This is a genomic window from Pseudomonas sp. NPDC077451 (genome assembly GCF_044543345.1).
Classification (GTDB): domain Bacteria; phylum Pseudomonadota; class Gammaproteobacteria; order Pseudomonadales; family Pseudomonadaceae; genus Stutzerimonas.
Map to the genome: position 1 here is coordinate 1 of NZ_JBITVX010000020.1, position 22,779 is coordinate 22,779.

At 58.0% G+C, this 22,779-nt stretch carries 22 protein-coding genes and 4 pseudogenes; 13 read left to right on the forward strand and 13 right to left on the reverse strand.

The features are described 5' to 3' along the window. From ACIGHL_RS20730 to ACIGHL_RS20740, 3 genes and pseudogenes are all read right to left on the reverse strand, one after another. Positions 1-252, reverse strand: a pseudogene (locus tag ACIGHL_RS20730) (hypothetical protein); the annotation flags it as partial. Positions 253-315: 63 nt separating this feature from the next. Next, positions 316-606 carry a hypothetical protein gene (locus ACIGHL_RS20735; protein WP_128121598.1) on the reverse strand — a complete coding sequence of 97 codons (291 nt, stop codon included), beginning with the start codon at positions 604-606 and terminating at the stop codon, positions 316-318. A 26-nt stretch (positions 607-632) separates the two neighbouring features. Next, the gene (locus tag ACIGHL_RS20740) at positions 633-1,040 is read right to left on the reverse strand and encodes a DUF6957 family protein (protein ID WP_128121597.1); all 408 of its coding nucleotides are present in this window, start codon (positions 1,038-1,040) and stop codon (positions 633-635) included. An 834-nt stretch (positions 1,041-1,874) separates the two neighbouring features. On the opposite strand from ACIGHL_RS20740, the gene ACIGHL_RS20745 reads away from it, so the two are divergent. The 4 genes from ACIGHL_RS20745 to ACIGHL_RS20760 all read left to right on the forward strand — a co-directional run bounded on the left by ACIGHL_RS20745 (position 1,875) and on the right by ACIGHL_RS20760 (position 4,270). Continuing rightward, positions 1,875-2,135, forward strand: coding sequence for a type II toxin-antitoxin system Phd/YefM family antitoxin (locus ACIGHL_RS20745; protein ID WP_102846533.1), 261 nt, complete (start codon positions 1,875-1,877; stop codon positions 2,133-2,135). Then, positions 2,132-2,521: a type II toxin-antitoxin system VapC family toxin gene (locus ACIGHL_RS20750; protein WP_102846534.1), complete on the forward strand. Its 390-nt coding sequence runs from the start codon at positions 2,132-2,134 to the stop codon at positions 2,519-2,521. Before ACIGHL_RS20745 ends, ACIGHL_RS20750 begins: the two co-directional genes overlap by 4 nt. Before the next feature lie 24 nt (positions 2,522-2,545). Beyond that, positions 2,546-3,163: an HAD family hydrolase gene (locus ACIGHL_RS20755; protein ID WP_125853252.1), complete on the forward strand. Its 618-nt coding sequence runs from the start codon at positions 2,546-2,548 to the stop codon at positions 3,161-3,163. A gap of 738 nt (positions 3,164-3,901) precedes the next feature. Next, positions 3,902-4,270, forward strand: coding sequence for an HNH endonuclease (locus tag ACIGHL_RS20760; protein ID WP_128121596.1), 369 nt, complete (start codon positions 3,902-3,904; stop codon positions 4,268-4,270). Here ACIGHL_RS20760 and ACIGHL_RS20765 read toward each other — a convergent pair. Together ACIGHL_RS20765 and ACIGHL_RS20770 are read right to left on the reverse strand one after the other, a co-directional pair. Further along, positions 4,248-5,155: pseudogene (locus ACIGHL_RS20765) on the reverse strand (phage integrase). The gene ACIGHL_RS20760 and the pseudogene ACIGHL_RS20765 sit on opposite strands and share 23 nt — an antisense overlap. Beyond that, a pseudogene (locus ACIGHL_RS20770) lies at positions 5,155-5,724 on the reverse strand (hypothetical protein); the annotation flags it as partial. The pseudogenes ACIGHL_RS20765 and ACIGHL_RS20770, both read right to left, overlap by 1 nt. A 584-nt stretch (positions 5,725-6,308) precedes the next feature. On the opposite strand from ACIGHL_RS20770, the gene ACIGHL_RS20775 reads away from it, so the two are divergent. The 4 genes from ACIGHL_RS20775 (at position 6,309) to ACIGHL_RS20790 (ending at position 11,217) form a co-directional block, all read left to right on the forward strand. After that, positions 6,309-7,769, forward strand: a complete 1,461-nt coding sequence (locus ACIGHL_RS20775; RefSeq protein ID WP_241509280.1) for an OmpA family protein — start codon at positions 6,309-6,311, stop codon at positions 7,767-7,769. A gap of 21 nt (positions 7,770-7,790) precedes the next feature. Beyond that, positions 7,791-9,389, forward strand: coding sequence for a hypothetical protein (locus tag ACIGHL_RS20780; protein WP_128121593.1), 1,599 nt, complete (start codon positions 7,791-7,793; stop codon positions 9,387-9,389). Next, entirely contained in the window at positions 9,386-10,219 is an 834-nt protein-coding gene (locus tag ACIGHL_RS20785; RefSeq protein ID WP_128121592.1) for a hypothetical protein, read from the forward strand. The genes ACIGHL_RS20780 and ACIGHL_RS20785 overlap by 4 nt, the downstream gene beginning before the upstream one ends. Positions 10,220-10,773: 554 nt before the next feature. After that, complete coding sequence (locus tag ACIGHL_RS20790) at positions 10,774-11,217, forward strand: TM2 domain-containing protein (RefSeq protein ID WP_128121591.1); 444 nt, start codon at positions 10,774-10,776, stop codon at positions 11,215-11,217. 210 nt (positions 11,218-11,427) lie between these two features. Here ACIGHL_RS20790 and ACIGHL_RS20795 read toward each other — a convergent pair whose 3' ends face one another. Then, entirely contained in the window at positions 11,428-11,703 is a 276-nt protein-coding gene (locus ACIGHL_RS20795) for a site-specific integrase (protein WP_128121590.1), read from the reverse strand. A 109-nt stretch (positions 11,704-11,812) separates the two neighbouring features. On the opposite strand from ACIGHL_RS20795, the pseudogene ACIGHL_RS20800 reads away from it, so the two are divergent. After that, positions 11,813-12,466, forward strand: a pseudogene (locus ACIGHL_RS20800) (Fic family protein); the annotation flags it as partial. Between the two features lie 112 nt (positions 12,467-12,578). Here ACIGHL_RS20800 and ACIGHL_RS20805 read toward each other — a convergent pair. The 6 genes from ACIGHL_RS20805 to dsbD all read right to left on the reverse strand — a co-directional run bounded on the left by ACIGHL_RS20805 (position 12,579) and on the right by dsbD (position 18,669). Next, on the reverse strand, positions 12,579-13,349 hold the full coding sequence (locus tag ACIGHL_RS20805; RefSeq protein WP_128121589.1) for a hypothetical protein: 771 nt from the start codon (positions 13,347-13,349) through the stop codon (positions 12,579-12,581). Positions 13,350-13,713: 364 nt separating this feature from the next. Continuing rightward, a complete protein-coding gene (locus ACIGHL_RS20810) occupies positions 13,714-14,631 on the reverse strand; it encodes a c-type cytochrome (RefSeq protein ID WP_128121588.1) in 918 nt (305 codons plus the stop codon). After that, a complete protein-coding gene (locus ACIGHL_RS20815; protein ID WP_128121587.1) occupies positions 14,628-15,275 on the reverse strand; it encodes a c-type cytochrome in 648 nt (215 codons plus the stop codon). Before ACIGHL_RS20815 ends, ACIGHL_RS20810 begins: the two co-directional genes overlap by 4 nt. A 57-nt stretch (positions 15,276-15,332) precedes the next feature. Then, positions 15,333-16,112: a thiol:disulfide interchange protein DsbG gene (dsbG, locus tag ACIGHL_RS20820; protein WP_128121586.1), complete on the reverse strand. Its 780-nt coding sequence runs from the start codon at positions 16,110-16,112 to the stop codon at positions 15,333-15,335. Beyond that, a complete protein-coding gene (locus tag ACIGHL_RS20825) occupies positions 16,109-16,924 on the reverse strand; it encodes a TlpA family protein disulfide reductase (protein WP_128121585.1) in 816 nt (271 codons plus the stop codon). The genes dsbG and ACIGHL_RS20825 overlap by 4 nt, the downstream gene beginning before the upstream one ends. Further along, positions 16,924-18,669: a protein-disulfide reductase DsbD gene (dsbD, locus tag ACIGHL_RS20830; protein WP_181690042.1), complete on the reverse strand. Its 1,746-nt coding sequence runs from the start codon at positions 18,667-18,669 to the stop codon at positions 16,924-16,926. The genes ACIGHL_RS20825 and dsbD overlap by 1 nt, the downstream gene beginning before the upstream one ends. 205 nt (positions 18,670-18,874) lie before the next feature. Between dsbD and ACIGHL_RS20835 the strand changes: the two genes are divergently transcribed. Beyond that, a complete protein-coding gene (locus ACIGHL_RS20835; RefSeq protein ID WP_216706970.1) occupies positions 18,875-19,570 on the forward strand; it encodes a response regulator in 696 nt (231 codons plus the stop codon). Beyond that, positions 19,567-20,949, forward strand: a complete 1,383-nt coding sequence (locus ACIGHL_RS20840) for an ATP-binding protein (RefSeq protein ID WP_128121584.1) — start codon at positions 19,567-19,569, stop codon at positions 20,947-20,949. The genes ACIGHL_RS20835 and ACIGHL_RS20840 overlap by 4 nt, the downstream gene beginning before the upstream one ends. Before the next feature lie 89 nt (positions 20,950-21,038). Here the strand turns inward: ACIGHL_RS20840 and ACIGHL_RS20845 are convergent, their stop codons facing one another. Next, positions 21,039-21,377 carry an ArsR/SmtB family transcription factor gene (locus ACIGHL_RS20845; RefSeq protein WP_128121583.1) on the reverse strand — a complete coding sequence of 113 codons (339 nt, stop codon included), beginning with the start codon at positions 21,375-21,377 and terminating at the stop codon, positions 21,039-21,041. A 179-nt stretch (positions 21,378-21,556) separates the two neighbouring features. On the opposite strand from ACIGHL_RS20845, the gene ACIGHL_RS20850 reads away from it, so the two are divergent. Both ACIGHL_RS20850 and ACIGHL_RS20855 read left to right on the forward strand, forming a co-directional pair. Then, positions 21,557-21,991, forward strand: a complete 435-nt coding sequence (locus ACIGHL_RS20850) for a hypothetical protein (protein WP_128121582.1) — start codon at positions 21,557-21,559, stop codon at positions 21,989-21,991. Between the two features lie 12 nt (positions 21,992-22,003). Beyond that, a complete protein-coding gene (locus ACIGHL_RS20855) occupies positions 22,004-22,753 on the forward strand; it encodes an MBL fold metallo-hydrolase (protein ID WP_128121581.1) in 750 nt (249 codons plus the stop codon). Positions 22,754-22,779: the final 26 nt, after the last annotated feature.

The following is a 22,779-nucleotide window of genomic DNA, read 5'->3' on the forward strand; positions in this document are numbered from 1 at the left end:
TCCAGAAAGTGGCTTGAAATGGTGTCCACCAAAAATAGGTGCACACCATGCCGCTATCTGGAAGAAGCGGGGAGATGGGTTCGGCGGACGGTTACCGTAGAGAACCGTTCCGCTAAAGCTATCTAAAGCCCATCGAACGCCACGGGCTTTAGTATGGATGTCACCCGCTAGAACTACGACATCAGCGTCCGTAGCAGCCGGCACGTAAGAGCTCACTTCAAGATGCAAATCTGAAAGGAGATGAATATGCATAACGAGACTCGGTTGTGGACGAAAGAAATATCAAAAGCTCCGCTATTCGGCTTGGATACTCGGCTAGCTGTCGGCCCAATAGTCATCGCGAGCGATACGCCCAAACTCATGGTCGTCATCTTGCGGTGCGTCATCAAACAAGTGATGTACGCGTCGCTCCTGCCTGAAATACGACAAAGCCATGAAAAAGCAGGACTCACACAGTCGGACGCGGTAACGCTCACCATCATGACGCGCGCCGTACCCCCAACTCGCTTGTAGCGCGCCGAATTGCTCGCCGTAACCAGGTACCCGAGTAGAGGTACCACAAACGTCGCAATGCACATCGTTATCACGATTAGCTAGAACTGCCATGTCCACCCTCCGCCATACCGAGCCGCCTACCATAAGATACTGAAGACAGTAGAGAGCTCAGCGCTCTTGCGAACGCCCGGCCCAACAAGCACATATCGCGTATTGCGCGTTCTAAAAACGCACTCGTCAGCGAACTCAACAAGTTGCGTCGTCCGCACCCAGTCACCCGCTTCGAAACGGCGAGCGCTGTCATACAACACGTGGCCTGCATACACCATCACGGGCTGTTGACCGGATGCTTGTAACGTTTCTCGTATTGATTCAGGAACGATCAGATCAATCCAAACCCAATCACGCACAGCACAAAATGGCATGGCATCAAACAAAGCAGCCGCAGCACCCCGCGCGCACGCCTCCTCCAACGACATTTCGATGCCAGGCATTACATCACCCGGAGCATACAATAAATTGGATATCTTCTTTAAATCGTCCATACCCTCTTCCTTAATTTAACCGCCAACATCTCAATAGGTATAATTCAGGCGATACTTCTCTGCCCCGGCGAACCTGCTCCAAGGATGAACAATATGCGTCCAATTACTTTCGGTTCCGACTATCGTCTATTTATAGTTTGACGGTCGAATAGACGGCTTACAGCTATTAACTTAAATCGAGCTTGCGACGATCAGCATAGAATCCACATCAGTCATAACTATTATAACCACGGCACTTCCTGATCTGTTCAATGCAGGGGGTAACGACCTACTACGCTCAGCTATAGAACAATTTAACATCTCAAGACGAGAAGATAATCCAACCCTCAACACTGTACGTCAAGCACTTTTAGAAAACTAAAAGGCAACCATCGACCATCGGTATATCTGATACGTATATATTGACAAGATCTCGTTACTTACCCACCCGAACAGTACAAAACCAACTTTCAATCGGACGTAGGTCTTGGGCACGATGAATAACCTATTGGGATCGAGCCCTCTCGTCGCGGTCGATGCGATGCGATGCTGACCCAGCTGGCCCTGAGCCGCCCTTTCGGATTTTAAAATTGCTCACACGCACGGGTTGTTTCGAAAAGCGAGGCGCGCCTGTGACGCGGAAGGGAACAGGCGCGATTCCCTCGTTATCTACGGCGGCGCCACGAATTAATTTGAATTATGGCTCAGCAATAATTATGGCTTGTTCATAATTTCTGATAACCGCAACGTTACGGACAAACTGCGAGCCATAACAGCTCACAGCTGACGACGACAGTTGCCACCTCGCCCCAGCGGGAATAGACTAAGCAGCTTAGCTAACCTGAGGTGCAGTCGATGAAATCTGAAAGCGATCTCGGCACATCGCCTAAAACGGTCAACATCCACGATGCCAAAACTCACCTGTCCCAGCTCATCCTCGAGGCGAGCCAAGGCAACCCGTTCATAATCGCCAAGGCTGGCAAGCCTATGGTCCGTGTAGTCGCAGTCGATCATGAAGCCAAACCGCGATTGGGCATGCTTAGCGGTGCCTTTGCGGTACCAGACGATATCGATGCGCCTTTTCGAGACGAAATCGAAGCGATGTTTGGCGTATGAAGCTGCTGCTGGACACTCATATCCTACTCTGGGCCTGCGCGGCCCCATCATCTCTCCCACGAGAGGCTGTGGAGATGATCGAGGATCGCGCCAATGAGCTGTTCTTCAGCGCCGCTAGCATCTGGGAAATCGGCATTAAAAACGCAATGGGCAAAGCCAGCTTTCAGTTCGATCCAGGAGTGCTAAGAAGGGCTCTTCTGGACGGCGACTACACGGAACTGACCATGACCAGCCAACACGCCATTGCGGCCGCGGCCTTGCCTCTTCTTCACAGCGACCCATTTGACCGGATGCTCATCGGACAAGCAGCTACGGAAGGCTTCATCCTCGTAACCAGTGATCACGCTATAGCGAAGTACTCAGGGCCAATCAAACACGTCGGTTGATACCCTGTCGTAACGGGATGAGTAATGACCATACAGGCCGTTATTTTTGATGCTTTCGGGACACTGATGAAGATCCAAGATGGGTCGCATCCCTACCGGCAATTGATGAAGATCGGAAAGGCGCATGGTCGGCGCTCCCGTCCGGACGACGCGTCTGTCCTGATGAAATCCCCGATTACCTTGACGCAAGCCGCAGCGCATTTAGGGATTACTGCAAGCCCTGAACAATTGAGCGCTCTGGAAACTGTCCTGGCGGATGAGATTGCAGCCGTTGAGGCATATCCCGACGGACTCGAAGCAGTAAAACTGCTCCAAGAACAAGGCATTCGAATCGGTGTTTGCTCGAACCTGGCTTTCCCGTACCGGCAAGCTGTCCTGCGTTGTTACCCCACGCTAGACGCGTATGCATTTAGCTGTGACTTAGGCGTAATGAAGCCGGAACCCGCTATCTACAGTTGGGTTTGCGATCAGCTTGGGGCATCCCCAACCGCATCATGGATGGTCGGCGACTCCCAACGTTGCGACCGAGATGGGCCAACGGCAGTAGGCATCCGAGGCTTTTTTGTCGACCGAACCAGCAACAACGGTGACTGCCCTGAGCTGGTTACCTTCGCCCATAAGGTACTGGCAACCACACCTTGAGCGAACGCTGTCAGCCCCATCCTTTTTCGCGCCGCTTCGCAGCTCGCGATTGAAACCCAGAATCAGGCTCGCCCGCGATACAAGCTGACCGACGCTTTCAGTCCCTTCAAGCAAGCCCACTCCATGAACCTCGAACCGCAGTCGAGATAAGACCGAGAGTTGAGTTGATCATGATCGGGTGCCCATGGGAACACCTTCGAAACCCAAGACGCCTCGCTAGATCATTGGTAACTTCAAACCCAGGGAACGTTTGGCTTCAACGCAGCCTAAACCCAACCGACGTCGGATTGCTCTACTCGCCAATGCATGCAAAACCGCTCTCACAGATAGGTGAATGCCATGCTTGACAAGACTCGAAAGGTTCATATACTCGCGCTCACTGTGAGCAATCCAACAAATCAAGGTTTCTTGCACAATGCGCTGAAGCCTTGATTTGGCCGGGACATTGACGTTTGGGATTCAAATCCCCCCGGCCCAATTCGAAACACCTAAACCCCTGATTTTCCTAGTGAATTTCAGGGGTTTTTGCTTTCTGGAGTAACGGGTGTCGAAGAAGTGTCGACGCCACGCACAACATTGCACCGAATCCACACTTTACCGACCTGACGTCTTTGGCTATCTTCGACTCGCTGCATCCTCTACTGGAGCAGTGTTAGGCCAGTTATGCCCTTAGGCACTGGTACCGTGGTGTTTCTCTATTGATCACGCGGACTTCCTTTTTTCATATAGGAGGCCGTCGTGGCCAGTAAACCTCTCAAAAAGCACCGCAACTCTGCCTTTGATCGCCAAGATGGCAAATGCTGCTATTGCGGCTTTCAGATGTGGCGCGACTCCCCCGAAGCGTTCGCGAAAGCACACGGCATAAAAGTCGCACAGGCCCGCCATTTCCAATGCACAGCCGAACACCTCGTTGCCCGCCAAGACGGTGGAAAAGACGGGTCGCTAAACATCGCCGCAGCATGCATCCGCTGTAATCAATTGCGTCATCAGCGTAAAAAACCTCCCGAACCGATCCAGTATCAGGCACATGTACAAAAGCGTCTGGCTAAGGGTGGATGGCACAACCTGCCAGCTAAAGCAAAAATCAAACGGGGCAAGCCTCCTTAGTTACAGCTGTAACGACCAAGAGCACCGGCCCGAAGCGAATCGCATCCTGCAGATGATCCGGTGCCAAATGGGCATAGCGCATCGTCATGGCCAAGCTCGAATGGCCCAGGATCTTCTGTAGCGTGAGGATGTTCCCGCCGTTCTGGATGAAGTGACTGGCGAAGGTATGCCGGAGTGCATGAGCGGCTTGCCCTTTCGGTAGCCTGATGGTCGTCCGGGCCAGAGCACGGCGGAACGAAGTGATCGTGTGCATGAACGAACCGTGCTGCTTCCAGTGTTTCGCAAGTCGCTTCTCCAACTCTGCCGAGATCGGCACCGACCGCACCTTTCCGCTTTTCGTCCCGCTGAACGTGATGACGCCATTCCGAACACTGGTTGGCTTCAGCTTTTCCGCCTCAGACCATCGAGCACCGGTAGCCAAGCAGATCAACACGACCGGTTCGACGTGAGGGTTATCGCAGCCTGTACGGATGGAATCCAGCAGCTCCGCAATCTGGGGGGTCGTCCGCCAGGAAAGCTCACGCTCCTGGATCTTCAATGGCCTCACCAGGGCGAGCGGATTCTCATATTTGAGGCTTGCGGATCGATCCGCGAGGCGATGGGATCTCGTAACCGCTTAGCCAAAGCATCGAGTTTCTTACGCCGCCGCAAGCCGTCTCTGAGCGAATGGCCGTGCAGGTCATACCAAGACTCGATAAGCCCGGTTAGCCGTCGCGTATCAGCCGTGCTGGGCGACCACTCCCGGTTCTCGATTACCTTTGCTCGACACGTCGCCTCGAATCGTTGGGCTTCGCCCTTGGTCTTGAACGTCTTGCGGAAGCGTTTGCCCTTGATGGGTTCGACATCTACTTTCCAGCGACCGTCAGGCAGTTGTTCAATTGCCATCAGACCGCCCTACCCCACCTCACATGTCGCTCTTGAAGCAAGTTCTTGATGTGCTTGTACAGATCCCGCTCGCTCATCTCCTTGGCGGCGTAGTGATCACGAATGACCGGCCAGCAATCCCATTGCTTTAGGGTCTCGAATGCCTTCTTAGCGCCCACTCGCTCCCTTGCCAGCAGGCTTACGAAGTTTCCCAGGAACAACTCCACGTTCTTGCCCGAGAAGCCCCTAGAGGTTTTGTAGTAGCGCTTGTATTCCGTCTCATCGACTAGGGAGTCCACTGGCAGGTCGACCCGTGCGTCTTCACGCAGCAGCGTCCAAATGGGTTCGAAATAGCCAGGGCGGGCAAGTAGCTTGAATTGGCTCATGCCGTATCGCCACGGCCCTTCCAGATGGGCCGAGAAGGTGTCAAAGGAGTCCGTGTCGATGGCTTGGCCGGTCTTCACGTCCACAGAGCCGCTGGCGAATTGCTGGATAACCGAGTGGTGGTAACGCAGCTCTACGCGCCATACGTCCTGGGCTGGGTTGTAGTTCTCCGGATCGTTCGCATCGAAGGAATCACGGCGACGCCACTGTTTCTGGATCACCGTCCAAGGCCAGGGAGGCCAAGGACGGTGAAGATTTCCAAAACCCGGTATCCGGTGGATCGTAAGGCTGCTCCGCTTAAGTGAACAGCATTACAGGCGTTGCCTGGCTTTTTTTATATTGACCTTCAATGATCAACTGTCTCCAACCGAAGCTGCCCTCTAGCACAGGCAGCAACCAGCCAGAAGCGGAATAGCATCGTCCGCCGCACGCGATCAGCGCTACTCCTGCAGAGTAATAAATACTGAACTCGCATTACAGCCGCTTCGCTGTAAGCGTCGAGCAAAGCCACTTTCCAAACTCAAGCCTTTAACACTACGGCTGATTTGGTGTAAGAGCGGTCTGGCGGTGATGGCCTACGAATGCCGCCACCTTCTGGTCCACCCGTAAAAAGATGCTTAGTGGGCTGGTTCACACTAGCGGCGTGATCAATCTCTCTGTAAATTCCGCGCTCGGCATGTGCCTATAGGCCGCCAAAAAATACCGACAGGGAGCCGTCATGCACCATTCGTTTCGCCTAACCGCGCTCAGTTGCGCGTTTCTTACGATAGCCGGCTGCAGCAATCAACAAATGCAGGGGCTAAAAGATTCTGTCACCACCATCGGCAAGGACTACGGTATGCCGGTCCTGTGCGGGGTTGGGATCATTGCAGGTGGTGCGGCTGGCTACGCGTTAAAGGGCAACGATGGAGCGCTTATCGGTGCAGCAGCCGGCGGCGCAATTGGCTGCGCCCTGGGCCATGCCTGGCAGTCCCGCCTCCAAGAGCTGGACCGCATCGCCAAGGAAGAAAACCTGAAAATCACCACCGAACAGCTAACGGTGGCGTCCGGCGCGATCGTCACTGCTGTGCCAAAGGACGCGGGTCTCGTTACCCAAATCGAAGACAGCGGCATGTTTTCCAGCGACTCTGATCGACTGACCGACAGCGGCACGCGCGCCGTCACCAAGCTGGCACAGATGTACGCAAAGCCCACCGAAACTGACCCTCAAGCGGCCACCGAACAGCTGCAAACGCGTCGCCTGCTCGTGGTAGGCCATAGCGATGCTACCGGCGGCGCGGCGTACAACCAAAAGTTGTCCGAGCGCCGTGCACGCACCGTGGGCAAGGCGCTGGTTCGGGCGGGAATTCCCTCCACATCAATCTTCTATCAGGGCGCGGGGTCTTCGCGCCCGATCGCAGACAACAGCGACCCGCTTGTGCGGGGGCAAAACCGTCGCGTGGAGATCGTGGAACTGGCCAACGAGCAAGCCTTGGCAATGCGAGCGCAGGCTGAGGCAGGCAATACAAAGTACCTGCAGTACGGCACCTCCACGACTGCCAAGCCGAAAGCAAACAGCGGACAGACAGCAGAGGCATCCCAATCGAAAAGCGCACCGACGCCTGTTCAGACTACGGCCTCTAAGACGCCTGCATCTCCCGCCCTCAGCGCTGCAAAGCAGGTCGCCAAGGCTGAGCCGGCTGTCGACTTTGCAGGCAAACCAGCACAAGCCTACAACTGGACCATGGCTCAAAACATCAGGCCTAAGAGCAGTGGGTTCGAGCTGATCAGCTCAGCACGCGCCAGCGAAATGCCGATGGTTAGCTGCGAAGCCGACATGCCGCGTAACGCAGGTGCGATTCTGAGCATGGCGGATGACAAACCTTTGCAACGTCGTGCCACCCGTGACTATCTGCCGGGCTACAACAACCGCGTGTGGGCCAACACCGTTAACGGTCACCTGGTCACGGTGTCCCCCGTCTCGATTCTGAGGGAAAACGCGCAGGTAGACCGTCAGCCGATTGTGCAGGTGGTCAAGGACTATGACCAAAACAGCAGAAAGGCCCAGACGATCAAGGCCGTCGCCAATACCTACGAAGGTGAGAGCCAGGTGCTGTATCGCGTTTTCGCCAGTGATGCCAAGACACCAGTGTCCTGCATGGATCTCGTATTTAGTAAGGGCAATGCCAAGGTTACCGAAGGCGCTCTGTACTATCCCGCCGGTTCTGAAGCCTACATGGCTTCGTTCATGCCAATCCCTGCTACCAAATAATCCCAGTCACGGAAATCCTAAATGGAAGACTTTTCTCTAGCGGCACTCAAATCCCTGATCCTTGCCAATCAGTTGCTTACTACGGGCGTGCTTTCATTGTTGGTAAGCGCCGTATTTGTCTGGAAATATTGGGAGCAAGTTTCCTACTTTTTGATTCGCGTATGGCACAGCTTTCCGCTAGTCGGCACGGTGGCACGCCTGGCTCGCAAGCCGTCGTCGGTCGATAGCGACGGCTGGATCAACCATGAAGTGACACTGGCCGGCGTCTACTACCGCGAATATAAGAAGTATGTGAGGGGTCCTGAGGCTTACAACGCTTCGCTCGACTATCTTGCCAAGGCCGGTGAAGCCGGCCGCCCGCCTCGTCCGGCATGGGTATTGTTTCTGGTCATCGGTCTGGTCCTCATCGAGGCGATGGGTTTTGCCTATGTGCTCGCGGGCTGGATGAACATGGATGCCTCGACCAATGATCGTCATTTGCTGACGGCCGGCACCGCAATCCTACTAGCCGTGGCTTCGGCAATCTGTGCCGAAATCGCCGGCCATACTGTGCACCACAACACTTTGGTTGCCCGTGCGCGTCATTCGTGGCAGGTCGATGAGCCGAGCAAGCGTCCTAGCTCTCTCAAGGCTATTAACAAGCAGATCAACCTCGAAGACTCGTTCTCCGACGATAACAGCCCTGACTATCAGCAACTGCTGGCCCGCATGAAGGACGTCAATACCGACGTGTCGCGCAAGTTTCTGTCGCTGATCGTCTGCGGTGCTTTTGTTGCCAGCATGGCTGTTGGCGCCTTCGTGGTTCGCTCCGCTAGCCTGGACAGCATCGAAACCGAAATGGTCAACGGCATGCGTGCCGAGGCTTCTGCACAAAGCGCCAGCAGTTTCGGTTCACCGTTCGACCTGCCGGAAGAATCCCAGGTCATTAATGACGAAGCTGAGGACGCTACCATCACCGACAAGATGGAGGCGATCCGCCAGGCCAGCCTGACCACCTACGTCATGCTGTCACTGATCTATATCGCCATTCAGGGCATCAGCATCTGGCTGGCAAGCAAATATTATTTCGCAGGTACGCACTCGCACACGGCTTGGCGACTGACCCACAAGTACGCGACGGCCGAAGAAATGATGGACGCTATGGATCAGCACCGTACGGCCATTGCGAGTCACGCTGACGACAAGTTACGCCGCCTGCAGACGAAGCTTTCGACCCGCGACCACACCAACTCCGGAGTGCTTGGCGCTCTGGATGGCGAAAATTCGGCGCACCGGAACTTTTTGGCCTATGTCCAGTACAAGGCCGGCAAGGTCACTCAGAGAGCTGCGATACAGCCCGCTCTTGCTGCTCAGCCTGCCGCGGTCGCCATAGTGCCACCGGTTGAGACCGCAACGGCTCATGCTGTCGCCGAAACTGCGCCTGCCGCTGCGACTGAGCCTACCGCCGCGATCAAGGCCTCCGAGTTTCATGATGTCACCGGCCTGGCCGAGGAGAGCCTTGCTGTTGCCAGCCGCGCACTGAATGTCACCGAAGCTCAACTGCGTGACATACGCGAACAGCAGCAGACTCTCAAAACGCTGGGCCTGTTCCCGACTAAGACAGAGGGAACGTTGTCGTGAACGCTGCAAAGGCCCTGATCTTTTTACTGACCCTGCCTTTTACGGTGCTGGCGTCTGAGCGAAACGACCTGCAGAGCTGCTATGACCGTGGCGGGCTGACTGCGATCAAGCCGGCGGGAACCGGGCGGGAGTTGGTCGTTATCATCGACCAGACCATTCCGATGCCTGAGGATCTGCAGCGTGGCAGCTGGGCCCACGTTGACCGATTTGTTCAAGCCGGCGACCGGGTGAAGCTGTACACCTTCTCGGCCTTTCTCCCTGGAGAATATCTGCGCCTGGCCTACGCAGGCGAGCTGGACATGCCGCTCGAAGGTGAAGTGCGTGACGACGTCAACATGCGCAAACTACGCTCGCTCGACCAGTGCCTGGCGACTCAGAAAAAAGCATTTCAAGCGGGCTTCGGCAAGCAGTTCGTGAAAGGCTTGCGCGATGCCCGCCAAGACATTCCTAAAAGCGAAATCATGAACTCCCTGCGCAAGGTGGGTGAGGACATGCACCGCGAACAGGGAGTGAATGATCGAGTTGTCTACCTGATTTCGGACATGCTTGAGCATTCGGACTACACCAGCTTCTACGCCTCAAACCAGATCAAGCAGCTCAATATAACCAACGAGCTCAAACTCGCAGAGAGCAAGGGGCTGTTCGCAGATCTGCAGGGTTCGCGCGTATACGTTTCTGGTGCCGGATTGGTCACCGACTCGGTCAAGCATGCCTACCGCTCCGGCAAGACAATGGATGCGCTCGGCCAGTTCTGGTCTCAGTATCTGAATGCATCAAACGCGACGCTAGAAGGTTTCGGCACGCCAAGCCTGAGCACCGATCTTCGCTGAGGCAGCCATAGCTGTTAGGCAAGCCCGCCATCAGCGGGCTGTTTTCGGCCTACGCACTGCAGCAAGCTGCAGCTCAAAAGCGGTCGTTGGGCTTTTAATGCTGAGAACTATCAGTAAGTCACACAGCCCGAGCCATTGGCCCGCGAGCAGAAGTGCACTTGGGCACGAGCAGAATTGATCCATCGACCGTTCAATCATGCCGAATTCAATCTCGCAGATAGGGTTCTGCCGCAGTCATGCAGTGTGTTGAGCCAATATTTCGATGCGCTGTTGCAGCGAGTCGACATCCCCTGCGAGGACATAGGCCAAATGATGCGGCGGACTTGAAAAGCGAAAGCCACGGCGTACCCTGAGACGTCACCATACTCAGAAAATAGTTTTTGCCATGAACCCCTCAACAGCAATATCATATTGATATCTATGCCTACGCTTTGGGGGATTGTTCATGTGGTGTTACCCGCGAACGCTGTCTCAGTTCGTAGCTGGAGATATGCGGCTAACGCAATTATGCATTAATCATTATATTGGCTATAAATAGCAAGGAAGGAACTTCAATGAAGGGCAAGGTACTGGACTACAAAACTGAGAGTCGTAGTGGCATTATTTCCGGCGCAGACGGCTCAAGGTATGCATTCAATATCAATAACTGGAAAAGCGCTACATTGCCAAGCGCCGGAAGTGAAGTAGACTTTTCTGTTAGCGGCGATGACGCTGAGGCTATTTATCTCGTCAAAGCTTCAGGGGTCGGAAGCTCTAAAAAACTCACAGCAGCACTATTTGCGTTTTTCCTAGGAGCATTTGGCGCTCATAAGTTTTATCTAGGGTATAAAACGCAAGGCTTGATAATGTTGTTGGTCTTTGTATTCGGCTGGATTATCTTGGGAATCCCCTCTGTCATTATCGGCATAATCGCGTTCATTGAGTTCATTCTCTACGTGACTAAATCGGACGAAGAATTCGAAAACACATACGTCCTTTCCAAAAAAGCATGGTTCTAACTCACTTAGAAGCCCACTGAAACGGACTGTGTGCAAACCTAGCAGGCCGGCGCTTAGCTGAAGGCAATGCCCGTATCCATCGATACGGGCATTGTCGTTTATGGGTTACATCCAAGGAGAAGGGCGTGAGCAGAATGCTCTTATCGCCTATGGGGTATCAACAGCGTAGTCCTCTGAAACGATCAAACCAATAGGCGAAAACATACCACCTCAGCTGTCAGCGACCCCAGACCTACGCTCTAACTCTCGCTTGTCACGGAAAGCCAGAGCGACCGCATGAATCCGCGCAGGCACTGTATCTCTCACGCTGGAGAGATCAGCATCGCTAGCGGGCTTGACCTGAACCACTTCTGCATATCCAAGTCTTTTATCGCCGTAGCGGCTAATCGAATCGGTAGCCTGGTGCCCCATGATGTATGCCATCTCGATCGCAGACATACCTAAGGCTTTCAGATTTGCTCCGAACTGGTGACGAAGCGTGTACATGCTTGGCACCTTCCTCCTACCGAATAACTCAGTGGCGACTTGGTGAAGCGCAACGCGTATCGAATCCATACTGCGGTACTGACACCTAAAAGCAGCGAGAGCGTTCCTCATGAATCGTGAAGACTCACCGAAGTATGACCTCATGAAGGTAGCGCTGGCTCACCATAGGTTTGGGTGGATACACCCATTCGGTAATGGCAACGGCCGCGTGGTCAGGCTTCTGACCTACGCGCTCCTGATGAAGTATGGCTTCAACGTCAGCACAGGCGGCCGCGTGCTAAACCCCACAGCCGTGTTCTGCAACGACCGTGAGCGTTATTACGCAATGCTTGCCACCGCCGATAAAGGAACAAAGGAAGGGCTGGAGGAGTGGTGCACATACGTGCGGGAAGGCATTCGTGATGAACTGGAGAAGGTAGACCGCCCCACAAACTATGCCTACCTGACCAAATGCATACTCGCCCCTGCCGTGGCTTTCGCACGGGAACGAGAGTGGATCACGGAGACGGAAGAGACCGTGCTATCGGCCGCAATAAAATTGAAGGTAGTGAAGTCTGCAGATGTAGCAGCCGCACTGCCTCAGCAGTCGAGCAATCAACGGACGTACCTTATCAAAAAGCTAGTAGATCAAGGGATGCTCCTGCCGCTCAATCCAGGGGCGAGGCAGTACACGATCGGCTTTTCAAACAACTATCTAATTCGGGGGGTGATCAAGTCCCTCAGGGAGCAAGGCTTCATACCTGAGCCGCTGGAAAAACCTTGAGCATCGATGGTGCTGAGTCTGGGCTGCTTGCCTGGCTATCGTGTGTTCCGTCATGCATGGCAAGCGGTGGCTTTGGGCAAGCCGCCGCTTGCATGGCGGGTGGTAGCGCCGGTCAGCCTTGGTTCGGTTTGGTCATGTTCTTAAGAACGTCGGCCAGGGTCGCCACGTTGTCATGGATGACGATATGGAATCGGTCAGATTCCAGATAGGCACGCCAGTCAGCATCCGACATGACCAATAGTTGGTCGATGTCGTTGGACATCTTCGTCAGCCGCTCCCGCGATTCCTTGAACCGGTTCGGGTCGGTCGTCCAACCGTAGTCGCTGCCCGCATTCTCCATCGCGTTGAGCAGATCGCCGGTCGTTTCGCGCAGGTCGCGTAATTGCTCCAGAACGTTGCTGCCGATCAGTACCTGGATGCCCTTGGTCTGCCAATTCTCGGCGAGGATATTGGAGACCTGCTCCAGATGGGCGCCGAGGTCCTTGATCTGCTTGGTCACGGTCACGCTGTAATCTGGACCGCCCATCCAGTCGATCCACTCCTGGTCCGTGGCCTCGGCCTTTTCGTCCAGCACGGCTTCCATCTGCTCCAACTGTTCCTCGATCTGATTGAGCCGCTGTTCCTGCTGCTCCCAATTGCCAAGTCCCAGGCCCTCCTCGGCGCCAAGGAGCGCGCCAATGAAGTCGGCACTGGTCTCGCGCACATCGTCCACTGCGTCCACGACGTTATGGCCTACGGAGATGGACCGCATCCCCGTTCCGGCCTGTTGCCCTGCCTGAGTGGTCTGGCCGGTCTGCTGCGCGACGGCAACACCGGGCAGGCCAACGGCCAGGGTTGCGGCGAGTATTGCTGCCGATAGGGATGCCGATTGCTTGAGTGTCATCAGTATCTCCTCCGTTCTGCTTTTCACGGGCCGCAAAATGCGGTTCGTACAGTTTTGGGGAGTGATAGCCATGACAGTTCCTCAAATCGTGCCATCTGCCTCTTTCGGATGATGACCGGTAGCCAGCAGCCGTTATCGACAGCCGCAGATCAGATGGCCGGTTGAGCACTGATGTCAGGCGGCAGTTTCTACGGTTCACAGCTGGCCGTCCGAGACGTCCGATGGCGGTTTGTTTCCCTGCTCAGCAGTCTGAAAAAGCACCGCGCTCAACCGGCGGCGAATGCATCGCCGCCGGAAAACAATCGACGCTCACGGTCTTTCGTCAGCGGGCGGCCGCTGCCCGCTGCGATACGAGCCCTATCGACTAAAGGCCCTTGCCCAGCATCGTGCCGTTGACGATTTCACCGTAGAGGTTCACGCCATCGTTGGCGTGGTACTTGTCTCGGGTCTTTTCGACCGAGCCGTCGATCAGCCGCGGATCCTGCGGCCGTTCGTGGCTGTTCATGAAGGCCGCCACGTGCCAGGCGTCTTCATCCGACAAGGTGCCGCCCTTGCCCAACGGCATGTTCTCCTTGATGAACGCGGCGGCGGTGTTTATCCGATGCATGCCTGCACCCCAGTTGAACGAGTCCGCCCCCCATAGCGGTGGGAACACATAATCGTCACCGGACTTCTGCCCTTCTCCGTTCGGCCCATGACATACGGCGCACTGGGCCGCATAGACCTGCTCGCCTTTGACCAAGTCATAGCCGCCTTCCGGCTTTGGTACTTCCGGATAGGCACGACCGGGTAGTTCCTGGCCAGTCGGGGCGCCCGTTGCCAGCCAATAGGAATAAGCCGTCAGCGCCGCGATCACCGGCCCGTCCGCTTCCGGAGCCTTACCGTTCATGCTGAATTGAAAACAGCCCTGTAGCCGCTCGGCGTAGCTGTTGACCTTGTTGTTTTTCTTCCGGTACGCCGGGTACATGGTGTAGGCCGCCCACAGCGGAGCGGAGTTGGCTTTGCGACCCTGTTCGAGGTGACAGTTCGCGCATGCGAGGCCGTTGCCCACGTATTCCGGGGCCCGGTTTTTGGTGTCGACGAAGATGGCGCGGCCTTCCTGGACCAGCTTCCCGTAAGCATTGTCGGGAAGTTCGCTTTCCTGGGGTGGCTGAAAGTAACGGCTGCTGGCCGGCTCGCCCGCCCCGGTAAGGCTTTGCGACTGGTCGTCCATCGCGATGTCATCGGCATAAGTGGGTACAGCTAGGGCGATCAACAGCAAGACGCTGGTTTGGGTGTTCATCTTGCTGCTCCTTGGTCGGTCAAGCCGGCGAAGTACGCCGAGACGGCCTTGACCTCGTCATCGGTCAGGCTACGGGCGATGTGCCCCATCAGGTCGTTGGGATCGTTCTTGCGCGTGCCTTGACGCCAGGCGTTCAGCTGCGCGGCCAGGTATTGCGCGGATTGTCCCGCCAGCGGCGGAAAGGCGTCGCCGACCCCCACTCCGCTGGGGCCGTGGCAGGCGACGCATTCAGGGATGTTGCGCGCCCAGGCCCCACGCAGGGCCAGCGTTTCACCTGGGCCTTCGGCCGCCGCAGTTCGGTCGACCCGCTCCACCTCCGGTCCTGGCTTGTCAGCAAGCATCGCGGTGACTGCGTCCGCTTCCTCGGCACTCAAGGCAGCGGCGATAGGCTGCATGATGGGGTTGGCGCGGGCTCCAGACGCGAAGTCGGCCAACTGCTTTCGCATGTAACCCGCCGAGAGACCGGCAAGCCTGGGGAAGCCAGCCGCCGCCATCCCTTCGCCCTCTGCCCCGTGACAGGTAATGCATGCCATCGCGGCAGGGTTGGCCCCGCCCTTCGTGTAGACAACCATTGAATCGGCGGCATGGGCGGGCAGAAAGGCTGCTAACAGCACTCCCGTCAGCGGCCAGCGAGCGATATTCATAAAGCCTCCAGATCGTTTTTTATTGTTTTGGCAGCAGGGAGTGCTGTTTGGCCCTTTTTAACGTTTCGCTGACAGCGGCCCCATGATCTTGGTCAGCGAATCGGGACGAGGCGCACCTTGCTGCTGTTGCAGACGTCCACTGTCGTCCAGGTAGTAGATGGCCGGTGTTGCCGAGGCACCCATTTCCGCCATCAGCGTCAGGTTCGCCTCGAGCCTCTCTGTCAGCTTAGGCGATACGTCCTCAAGCGGTTCCAGTTTGCTCGCCTTTCCTGCTGTCTCGTGCCTGTTCAAGGCGGCCGCTGGATCCTCGGCTTCCAGAAGCGCAGCAGATTTACCCGCGCTGTCCGGACGTAGCATGCCGACCATGGCATGGCGAAGCTGGACGTCGCCGGACTCGACCCACGGTCGGGCCTGCTTCCAGAACATGTTGCAGTACGGGCAGTTCGGATCGGAAAACATGTAGACGACTCGCGGCGCCTCAACAGCGCCGTCCTGAATCCAGGTGCTGCTCTCGAGCCGTTGCCACATTTCCTTGCTGAGGGGTTCGTAAACCAACCTTTCAAGGGGCGCACGCGTCAGGTCTTCGCCGGTGGCATCGAGCAAGCTGCCGATCAGAACGTGGTCACCGTCGGGCGTCAGGTACAACGCGATGCCCTGTCCGTTGTAGCGTGCTGCGTAGCCCTTCAATCCGCCCGGCGCCTCGAAGCTGCCGACCACTTCGGCGCCGCGAGCCTCAACGGCCTGGACCGCAGGAGGCAGGGCCTGTGCCAGCGCCACGGGTGCTGGCAGCAAGGCCAGCGTTGAACAGAGAAAAGAGATCGGTCGTAGGTGATTCATGGCTGATGGGTTACCTCTAGTTGTTCAAGGGCGCGTGCCAGACTGGCGCGAGACAGCTCACCGAGGTGGCTGCCGACCTGGCGTCCGTCGGCGTCGTAGAAAAGCGTTGTCGGTAGCGCCGAAGAGCCTATGTGCTGGCCGAGACGGCCGCCGGTGTCGAGCAGCACGTTATCCAAACCGAGCCCTTCGGCGCTGAGGAAGTCCGCGATGACCCGCTCGCCTTCGCCCTGGTTGACGAACAGAAAGGTCACGTCGCGCTGGTTGCGCTGTGCTTCGGCCAGCACCGGCATCTCTCGCCGGCAGGGCGGGCACCAGGTGGCCCACAGATTGACGACGAGCGGTTTACCGACGAAATCCTGCAAGGCAACTGGTTTGCCCTGGCTGTCGCGCAGCCCCATCTCGGGAAGACGCGTGCCCTGCTCGAACGCATGCAATGCAAAGGTCCCGAACCCCCAACTCAGCACACCTACAGCGACCGCAGCCCCCAGCGGCTTGCGCAAACTGCCCTCCCGCCAGGCTAGCCAGACGCCAAGCAGCACAGCCACCAGCACGCCCGGCCAGGCAATGAACCCGCCGTCACGAATATCGATCACACGCCAGGGCTCATCACGGAAATGCTCGGCATAGACCAGCACGAATGACAGCCGCGCGACGAGCAGCGCCACCAGTAGCAGCCTGAACAACTGCTGTTCGGGGTTGCGCTCGCTGCGCCGCCCAACCCACCAGCCGGTCAGCATCGCCAAGAACAGGCTCACCAGTAGCAATACATGGGGAACGGCCAGGGCCAACGGCCCCACGTTCATCGTCATCATCAGCCTTGCTCCATCGTTTCGTTCCATGTGCTAAGGAATTGGCCGGCGTCGACTTCGCCGGTTATGCGGTGCGAACGGCGCTCCGCCCCGTCCGGGCCAATCAGCAGCAGCGTCGGCGGCCCCATGACCTGATAGCGGCCCAGCAGTTCGCGGGTGGCGGAATTGGTTTGCGTCACATCCGGTCGCAGTATGCGTACGCCCTTGAGCGCAGCTTGCACCTGCGCGCTGCCAAACACTTCCTTCTCCATGACCTTGCACGACACACACCAGTCCGCGTAGTAGTCGATCAGTACCCATTGCCCGGCAGCTTTGGCGGCAGCGAGTTCACGATCAAGAACAGCCGGATCGGCGAAACCGACGAAACCCTGCGGGCCCTCCACCTCAGTTGCCGAAGCGACGTTGCTGGTGAATACGGCAAGCGGCCGGTGCGGATCCTGCGCGCCACCCGCCGCACCCAGCACCAGCGCCACTCCCCATACGCCGGATAACACAGCAACGGAGCTGAGCAACGCCTGATGCTGCTTGAGCTGACGCGACAGCTGAAGGAGTCCGTTGGCAATCAGCAGCCAAAACGCGCCCCACACACCCACCCACCAGGAGTCCGTCAACAACGGGCGGAGCACATAGAGGGCCGCGACCAGAAATATGAAACCGAATGTGGTTTTGACGCGATCCATCCAGGGCCCCGGTTTCGGCAGGAAGCGATTGCCGACCGTCACCAGCAATACCAATGGCGTTCCGATGCCCAGGCCAAGGGCAAACAGCACCAGCCCTCCGTTGACGGCACTGCCGCTCTGGGCGATATACAGCAATGCCGCGGCCAGAGGAGCGGTCATGCAGGGCCCGACCAGCAAGCCGGACAACACCCCGAGCGCGCTGGCCCCAGCCAGGCTGCCGCCCTGGCGCTTGCTTCCGGCCTGTTCTAGCCGATCACGCAGACCGGCTGGCAACTGCAGCTCGAAGAAACCGAACATCGGCAGGGAAAGCAGAACGAACAGCCCGGCAAAACTGGCGATCAGCCAGGGCTGCATCAGCCACCCCTGCAGATTCGCACCGAGAAACGCAGCCACGACACCCAGCGCTGCGTAGACCAACGCCATGCTGACCACATAGGAAGCGGCGAGCAGCATGCCGCGGCGAGGGCTGGATCGGCTGCCGACCACAATACCGGCAAGGATTGGCAGCATCGGCAACGAGCACGGCGCAAAGGCGAGCAGCAAGCCGAGCCCAAAGAAGATCAACAGGCTCCAGCCAAGCGGCTGTTGCGCCAGCCTGCTCGCCAGTGCCTGATCATCGGCCTGAACAGGCTCAGATGTCCCTGCATCAGGCCCCTTCAAATCGATCGTGCGAGTCTGCGGCGGATAGCACAGACCGGCATCGGCGCAGCCTTGCCATCCCAGTTCTAGCGTGGCGAGGCCTGCCTCGGCGATGGTGACCTCCAGGCTGTTGCGATAGACCTGCGAATCACCAAAATACTCGTCGTGGTAGGGCTCCCCAGGCGGCAACTGCGGTTCGCCACCCGCTGCCAAGCCACCAAACCGCAGCCGCTCCTGATACAGGTAGTAACCGGGCGCGATGTCCCAGCGCAGCACGACACCGCCGCTGGCCGGGCGCTCCACATGTAGGCTGAACGCTTGGTCTACCGGTAAGAACGTCTCCTGCTTCTGACCAAGCGCAAACGGCGCGGCGCTCGCCAGCTGCACAAGCCAGAGGCAGCAGGCCAGAGAGAAAAGAACCGCTCGCATGAACTACACACCCCCGTCACCAGATTCAACGCGAGCATGGCGACTGGGGATTAAGGGGCCGTTAACGAATTGGCTTGGCGCTGACCAATGAACGACGAAGAAAGCCAACAAGCGACGCTTCGCGAGAAACTCAGCGTACCCTTTGATAACGCTCCGTTAATCGAGAAGCGCGATACTGGCCGGTGCATTCAAGACGAGCTCCCCCATGCAGGTACTGCTGACAGAAGACAATGCACTTATCGCGAGTGGCATCGTTGCCGGGCTCCAAGCCCAGGGCTTCGGCGTGGCCCGTGCCGCAACCGCCGCTCAGGCCGACGCGCTGCTGCGCACTGCCCGCTTCGATCTGATGATTCTCGACCTGGGGCTGCCCGACGAGGATGGCCTGCACTTCCTCCAGCGACTGCGGCGTCGCGGGCTAGAACTGCCCGTGCTCGTTCTGACGGCCCGGGATGCGGTGGCCGAGCGTGTCTCTGGGCTCCAGGCGGGCGCCGACGACTACCTAGTCAAACCCTTCGATCTGCGCGAACTGGCAGCCCGTCTGCATGCCTTGCTGCGCCGGGCCGCCGGACGAACGACGCACCTGATCGAACACGGCCCGCTGAGCTATGACCCGGCCGCCTGCGCGGCTTCCATGGCAGGCGAACCTGTTGACCTGTCCCGGCGCGAACAGGCGCTGCTGCAAGCGCTATTGCAGAACCCTGGCCGGGTGCTTTCGGCCGAACAACTCAAAGACGCGGTGTATGGACTGGACGACGAGGTCGAAAGCAACGCGCTCAACGTCCACATCCATCATCTGCGTCGCAAGCTGGGTAATGGCATCGTCGAAACCGTCAGGGGCCTCGGCTATCGACTGGGACCCGCCGGACAGACAACCGAGCCCGCCAGAGCTCCCGACTCATGAGTTTGCGCCTGCGTCTGACCCTGACCCTCGGCGCCGCTTTTGTGCTGCTCTGGTCGGTGGCAGCCACCTGGATGCTGTTCGATGTGCGTAACCAGCTGATGCTGTCACTCGATCAGCGTCTGGCAGCATCGGCTCGGATGGTCGCAGGCCTGCTGGTGCAACTGCCGCAGCCGCAGCTGGATGAAGGCGGCATCACTCGCCTGAGCGCAGAGCAGCTCGGCATCGAGAACGGATTGGCCTGCCAGGTCAGCTCGCTGCGCGGTGAGGTCCTGGCGCGCAGCCATGCGGCGCCGGACAGCGTGCTTGATGCCCAGCGCACCGGTTTTCATGACCAACTGATCGGCGACACCGCCTGGCGCAGCTTTACCATGATCCGCGACGGGATGCGCATCACCACGGCTGATCGACTGGATGAACGCGCGACGCTCAAGCGCTCGGTGCTACTGGCTGCGGCACTGCCGGTACTGGTCGCCCTCCTCGGCAGTCTGGTCGTGCTCTGGATTGGCCTTGGCAAAGGCCTGTCGCCACTCAGGCGAATCCGCACCGCCCTGGCGCAGCGCAGCGTTGACTCGGTCGAACCGTTGCACGTCGAACGGCTGCCACCGGAGCTGGTGCCGTTGGTGGAAACGCAGAACCAGCTATTTGCACGGATTGCGCAAACGCTCGAACGCGAAAGGCGGCTGACCGATGATGCCGCCCACGAGCTGCGCAGCCCGCTGACCGCCATCAAGACTCATCTGCAGGTCGCGGCCATGACCGAGGGCGACACCGCCAGACGAGCATTGGCCCTGGCGGAGATCGGCACTGACCGCTTGCACCGAACGCTGGAGCAATTGCTGATGCTGGCACGCGTGGAGGGGCTTGTTTCCTTCGATGACGGCCTTCGATGTACGGCCGCCGAGGTGGCGCAACAGGCGATCGCTGACGCCTGCCAGCAGCCGGGACCCTGCATCGATTTAAACGTGGCGGCAGACGTGCCACTGCGTGCGCTGGCCATGCCGCCCGCCCTGGCCATCGCGGCGCTGCGCAATCTGCTGGACAACGCACGCCGGCATACGCGCCCAGAGTCCCACGTTCAACTGTCACTGGAGCAGCTCGCTGAAGACAAGGTCTGCTTTAGGGTGGCCGATCACGGGCCAGCCATTGCCGCACAACAAGTCGAGCGATTTACCGAACGGTTCTGGCGTAACAGCGAGGGTGACGGCAGCGGGCTCGGGCTCTCCATCGTCAAGGCCATTGCCGAACGCTGCGGATGCGAGCTGAGGTTCACCGTCCATGGCGATGGACTCAGGGTCGAGCTGATCGCCGGTCTGCAGGAAATCCCTCTAGACGGGACTGCGCGGCTGAATGACCGTCCAGCTCAACCGCCGATGGAGTAACGTTTGCGCCGCTATCCGGTGGTCTACTGCTGCCAGCGGAGGGCGGTCGCGTCTCTCAGCGCGCACCGGGCCAAACGCCAGCCCGATGCTCAGCTCACGTGCTCCGCGGCTTGAGGCGCCTGACAGTAGAGCTTGTACAACACCTGCATGACTTCCATCGCCTCTGGGCTCGCGATGCCGTAGTAGACCTGTTTGCCTTCACGACGGGTGCTGACCATGCCGTTGTGCCGCAGCACGGTCAGTTGTTGAGAAAGGGTCGGCTGAGTGATACCGGTCAGAGTCGCCAGATCGCCCACGCAGTACTCGCCCTGAGTCATCTGGCACAACAGCAGCAACCGGTCCGGGTTACCCAGAACCTTGAGCAGACCACAGGCTTCCGCCGCACTGCTGCGAAGCGTTTCCATATCAATTTCTGACGCAGAGGCCATTTTTCACCGTTGATCAGGACAGATTGACGGAACATTTTACCGGTATATATCTCAGTAAAGTGTTCCTGCTCGTCGGAGCGGTTCTCATCGGAGCTCAGGGCGTCGTACAGCCTCGCCCCTGTTGGTCATTTTCTCGCCACGTCAGCCCCACCAGGCACAGCGTGCAATAGGAGACTGCCATGACATCGAACCATCAGAACATTGCCACAAGTGACCAGGCGGATCGAGTTCGCCGCTCGACATCCGCCGCCCTCAATCACGCAATTGATCAACAAACCGACGACAACATCCGGCACTTCAGCCGTCTGGATAGACACTCGATCATGCAGCGCATCGAAGCGCTGGATCGCGAGTGGGATGTTGAGCGGGCCTTGGAGGTCAACGCTTCGTCGCTCGCGCTGTCCGGCTTGTTGTTGGGGCTGACGGTGAACCGGAAATGGTTTCTGCTCCCGGGCGTTGTGCTGCCGTTTCTTCTGCAACACGGCCTCCAAGGCTGGTGCCCACCGCTCCCAATCATGCGCCGCTTGGGTATCCGCACGCGCGGCGAGATCGATCGTGAGAAGTTTGCGCTGCTGGAAATGCTGGACCAAACGCCGCAGCCCTCTCATCACTGAACGGAGATGACAATGATCTTTCGCCAGCTATTCGAGCCCATTTCCTCCACCTACACCTATTTGCTGGGCTGCGAAGAAACCGGACAAGCAGTGCTGATTGATCCGGTCATCTCCGCGATGGAGCGCGATCTGGCCGAGCTGGCGGGCCTCGGCCTGAAGCTGGCGTTTACGCTCGATACGCACATACATGCCGATCACATCACCGCGGCGCTGGAACTGAAGCGGAAAACCGGCTGCCGTATCGCAAGCCCTGCCATCGACAAGCTGGCCTGCACCGACGTGGGCATCGAGGAAGGCACCCCGTTTGAGGTCGGCAACCTGCAGCTGGTGCCGCTGCACACGCCGGGCCATACGGATGGGCACTTCGCGTACCTGATCGGCGATCGACTGTTCAGTGGCGATGCCCTTCTGATAGACGGCTGCGGCAGGACGGACTTCCAGAACGGCAGTGCGGACGATCTTTTCCACAGCGTCAGAGGCAAACTGTTCAGCTTGCCGGACGACACCCTGGTCTATCCCGGCCACGACTACCATGGCCGCCGCGTATCAACCATTGCCCAGGAAAAGCGACGCAACCCGCGGTTGGGTGAGGCCGTGAGGCTGGAGCAATTCAGGTCGATCATGGCAGAGCTGGATCTGCCATATCCGAAGTTCATCGACCACGCCGTCCCTGGCAATCGACAGTGCGTCGTGTGTCCATCAGACCTGTCGGAAAGCTACCGGCAATATTGCGAGCAGGTCGAACACAGCCCCCAGGGGTAGGCCGCAAACCGAGCGAGCAGACTGAG

What these genes read in the sequence shown, in the direction of transcription:
- ACIGHL_RS20735 (WP_128121598.1), bottom strand. Translation starts at nt 606, where the DNA reads ATGGCAGTTCTAGCTAATCGTGATAACGATGTGCATTGCGACGTTTGT.
- ACIGHL_RS20740 (WP_128121597.1), bottom strand. Translation starts at nt 1,040, where the DNA reads ATGGACGATTTAAAGAAGATATCCAATTTATTGTATGCTCCGGGTGAT.
- ACIGHL_RS20745 (WP_102846533.1), top strand. Translation starts at nt 1,875, where the DNA reads ATGAAATCTGAAAGCGATCTCGGCACATCGCCTAAAACGGTCAACATC.
- ACIGHL_RS20750 (WP_102846534.1), top strand. Translation starts at nt 2,132, where the DNA reads ATGAAGCTGCTGCTGGACACTCATATCCTACTCTGGGCCTGCGCGGCC.
- ACIGHL_RS20755 (WP_125853252.1), top strand. Translation starts at nt 2,546, where the DNA reads ATGACCATACAGGCCGTTATTTTTGATGCTTTCGGGACACTGATGAAG.
- ACIGHL_RS20775 (WP_241509280.1), top strand. Translation starts at nt 6,309, where the DNA reads ATGCAGGGGCTAAAAGATTCTGTCACCACCATCGGCAAGGACTACGGT.
- ACIGHL_RS20780 (WP_128121593.1), top strand. Translation starts at nt 7,791, where the DNA reads ATGGAAGACTTTTCTCTAGCGGCACTCAAATCCCTGATCCTTGCCAAT.
- ACIGHL_RS20790 (WP_128121591.1), top strand. Translation starts at nt 10,774, where the DNA reads ATGAAGGGCAAGGTACTGGACTACAAAACTGAGAGTCGTAGTGGCATT.
- ACIGHL_RS20795 (WP_128121590.1), bottom strand. Translation starts at nt 11,703, where the DNA reads ATGTACACGCTTCGTCACCAGTTCGGAGCAAATCTGAAAGCCTTAGGT.
- ACIGHL_RS20805 (WP_128121589.1), bottom strand. Translation starts at nt 13,349, where the DNA reads ATGACACTCAAGCAATCGGCATCCCTATCGGCAGCAATACTCGCCGCA.
- ACIGHL_RS20810 (WP_128121588.1), bottom strand. Translation starts at nt 14,631, where the DNA reads ATGAACACCCAAACCAGCGTCTTGCTGTTGATCGCCCTAGCTGTACCC.
- ACIGHL_RS20815 (WP_128121587.1), bottom strand. Translation starts at nt 15,275, where the DNA reads ATGAATATCGCTCGCTGGCCGCTGACGGGAGTGCTGTTAGCAGCCTTT.
- dsbG (WP_128121586.1), bottom strand. Translation starts at nt 16,112, where the DNA reads ATGAATCACCTACGACCGATCTCTTTTCTCTGTTCAACGCTGGCCTTG.
- ACIGHL_RS20825 (WP_128121585.1), bottom strand. Translation starts at nt 16,924, where the DNA reads ATGATGACGATGAACGTGGGGCCGTTGGCCCTGGCCGTTCCCCATGTA.
- dsbD (WP_181690042.1), bottom strand. Translation starts at nt 18,669, where the DNA reads ATGCGAGCGGTTCTTTTCTCTCTGGCCTGCTGCCTCTGGCTTGTGCAG.
- ACIGHL_RS20835 (WP_216706970.1), top strand. Translation starts at nt 18,875, where the DNA reads ATGCAGGTACTGCTGACAGAAGACAATGCACTTATCGCGAGTGGCATC.
- ACIGHL_RS20840 (WP_128121584.1), top strand. Translation starts at nt 19,567, where the DNA reads ATGAGTTTGCGCCTGCGTCTGACCCTGACCCTCGGCGCCGCTTTTGTG.
- ACIGHL_RS20845 (WP_128121583.1), bottom strand. Translation starts at nt 21,377, where the DNA reads ATGGCCTCTGCGTCAGAAATTGATATGGAAACGCTTCGCAGCAGTGCG.
- ACIGHL_RS20850 (WP_128121582.1), top strand. Translation starts at nt 21,557, where the DNA reads ATGACATCGAACCATCAGAACATTGCCACAAGTGACCAGGCGGATCGA.
- ACIGHL_RS20855 (WP_128121581.1), top strand. Translation starts at nt 22,004, where the DNA reads ATGATCTTTCGCCAGCTATTCGAGCCCATTTCCTCCACCTACACCTAT.